Genomic DNA, 3,235 nt, shown 5'->3' with positions numbered 1-3,235 from the left:
TGCTCTTTAACAATCTGGAACAAGCTGAAAATTTGAAACAATCAGCACTGTGTAACAGTGACTGATGAGTCTCTCAAAAACTCGCATCCGAAGACACCTTCGGGTTGTGAGGTTAAGCGACTAAGCGTACACGGTGGATGCCTAGGCAGTCAGAGGCGATGAAGGGCGTGCTAATCTGCGATAAGCGCCGGGAAGGGGATATGACCCGCAAGACCCGGCGATACCCGAATGGGGAAACCCAGTGCAATCCGTTGCACTATCCTGACCTGAATTCATAGGGTCAGGAGGCGAACCGGGGGAACTGAAACATCTCAGTACCCCGAGGAAAAGAAATCAACCGAGATTCCCCCAGTAGCGGCGAGCGAACGGGGAGGAGCCCAGAACTAACATCAGTGTCAGCGTCAGGAGAACGGTCTGGAAAGGCCGGCAGTAAAGGGTGATAGCCCCGTATCTGAAAACGCTGGCAGTGGGAGTTCGATGAGTAGGGCGGGACACGTGGTATCCTGTCTGAATATGGGGGGACCATCCTCCAAGGCTAAATACTCCTGACTGACCGATAGTGAACCAGTACCGTGAGGGAAAGGCGAAAAGAACCCCGGCGAGGGGAGTGAAAGAGAACCTGAAACCGTGTACGTACAAGCAGTGGGAGCACCCTTTGGGGTGTGACTGCGTACCTTTTGTATAATGGGTCAGCGACTTATATTCTGTAGCAAGGTTAACCGTATAGGGGAGCCGCAGGGAAACCGAGTCTTAACTGGGCGTTAAGTTGCAGGGTATAGACCCGAAACCCGGTGATCTAGCCATGGGCAGGTTGAAGGTTGGGTAACACTAACTGGAGGACCGAACCGACTAATGTTGAAAAATTAGCGGATGACTTGTGGCTGGGGGTGAAAGGCCAATCAAACCGGGAGATAGCTGGTTCTCCCCGAAAGCTATTTAGGTAGCGCCTCGTGAATTCATCTTCGGGGGTAGAGCACTGTTTCGGCTAGGGGGTCATCCCGACTTACCAACCCGATGCAAACTGCGAATACCGAAGAATGTTATCACGGGAGACACACGGCGGGTGCTAACGTCCGTCGTGAAGAGGGAAACAACCCAGACCGCCAGCTAAGGTCCCCAAGTCATGGTTAAGTGGGAAACGAAGTGGGAAGGCTCAGACAGCCAGGATGTTGGCTTAGAAGCAGCCATCATTTAAAGAAAGCGTAATAGCTCACTGGTCGAGTCGGCCTGCGCGGAAGATGTAACGGGGCTAAACCATGCACCGAAGCTGCGGCAGCGACACGTAAGTGTTGTTGGGTAGGGGAGCGTTCTGTAAGCCGTTGAAGGTGGCCTGTGAGGGCTGCTGGAGGTATCAGAAGTGCGAATGCTGACATAAGTAACGATAATGCGGGTGAAAAACCCGCACGCCGGAAGACCAAGGGTTCCTGTCCAACGTTAATCGGGGCAGGGTGAGTCGACCCCTAAGGCGAGGCTGAAAAGCGTAGTCGATGGGAAACAGGTTAATATTCCTGTACTTGGTGTTACTGCGAAGGGGGGACGGAGAAGGCTATGTCATCCGGGCGACGGTCGTCCCGGTTTAAGCGTGTAGGTGGGCAGTCTTGGTAAATCCGGACCGCTGTATAACACTGAGGCGTGATGACGAGGCACTACGGTGCTGAAGTGACAGATGCCCGGCTTCCAGGAAAAGCCTCTAAGCTCCAGGTAACATTGAATCGTACCCCAAACCGACACAGGTGGTCAGGTAGAGAATACTCAGGCGCTTGAGAGAACTCGGGTGAAGGAACTAGGCAAAATGGTGCCGTAACTTCGGGAGAAGGCACGCTGGCGTTAGGTGAAGGGACTTGCTCCCGGAGCTGAAGCCAGTCGCAGATACCAGCTGGCTGCAACTGTTTAATAAAAACACAGCACTGTGCAAACACGAAAGTGGACGTATACGGTGTGACGCCTGCCCGGTGCTGGAAGGTTAATTGATGGGGTTATCCGTAAGGAGAAGCTCTTGATCGAAGCCCCAGTAAACGGCGGCCGTAACTATAACGGTCCTAAGGTAGCGAAATTCCTTGTCGGGTAAGTTCCGACCTGCACGAATGGCGTAATGATGGCCAGGCTGTCTCCACCCGAGACTCAGTGAAATTGAACTCGCTGTGAAGATGCAGTGTACCCGCGGCAAGACGGAAAGACCCCGTGAACCTTTACTATAGCTTGACACTGAACACTGGTCCTTGATGTGTAGGATAGGTGGGAGGCTAAGAAGTGTGGACGCCAGTCTGCATGGAGCCATCCTTGAAATACCACCCTTTAATGGCTGGTGTTCTAACGTAGGCCCGTTATCCGGGTTGCGGACAGTGTCTGGTGGGTAGTTTGACTGGGGCGGTCTCCTCCCAAAGCGTAACGGAGGAGCACGAAGGTTAGCTAATCACGGTCGGACATCGTGAGGTTAGTGCAAAGGCATAAGCTAGCTTGACTGCGAGCGTGACGGCGCGAGCAGGTACGAAAGTAGGTCTTAGTGATCCGGTGGTTCTGAATGGAAGGGCCATCGCTCAACGGATAAAAGGTACTCCGGGGATAACAGGCTGATACCGCCCAAGAGTTCATATCGACGGCGGTGTTTGGCACCTCGATGTCGGCTCATCACATCCTGGGGCTGAAGTAGGTCCCAAGGGTACGGCTGTTCGCCGTTTAAAGTGGTACGCGAGCTGGGTTTAGAACGTCGTGAGACAGTTCGGTCCCTATCTGCCGTGGGCGTTGGAAGATTGAAAGGGGCTGCTCCTAGTACGAGAGGACCGGAGTGGACGCACCACTGGTGTTCGGGTTGTCATGCCAATGGCACTGCCCGGTAGCTAAGTGCGGAAGAGATAACCGCTGAAAGCATCTAAGCGGGAAACTTGCCTTGAGATGAGTCTTCCCTGACTCCTAGAGAGTCCTGAAGGAACGTTCGAGACGAGGACGTAGATAGGCTGGGTGTGTAAGCGTTGCGAGACGTTGAGCTAACCAGTACTAATGAACCGTGCGGCTTAACCTGACAACACCGAAGGTGTTTTGCGGGGATTGAGAGCAAAGACAGCGTTTCAGAGAAAAAACATGACCGAAAGAAGACGGTCAGACAGCTTGTTCGGGATTGAAAACAGGATTTGTCTGGCGGCAATAGCGCGGTGGTCCCACCTGACCCCATGCCGAACTCAGCAGTGAAACGCCGTAGCGCCGATGGTAGTGTGGGGTCTCCCCATGTGAGAGTAGG

At 53.6% G+C, this 3,235-nt stretch carries 2 rRNA genes; both read left to right on the top strand.

The annotated features are described in order from the left end of the window. Window positions 1-110 precede the first annotated feature (110 nt). Window positions 111-3,019 (top strand): 23S ribosomal RNA (locus AACS92_RS22270). Window positions 3,020-3,131: 112 nt separating this feature from the next. Continuing rightward, a 5S ribosomal RNA gene (rrf, locus tag AACS92_RS22265) occupies window positions 3,132-3,235 on the top strand.

It is taken from the genome of Xenorhabdus sp. KJ12.1, assembly GCF_963876495.1.
GTDB lineage: Bacteria > Pseudomonadota > Gammaproteobacteria > Enterobacterales > Enterobacteriaceae > Xenorhabdus > Xenorhabdus stockiae.
Note: the sequence above shows the minus strand (reverse complement) of the source record. Positions and strands in the feature narration are given on the sequence as shown.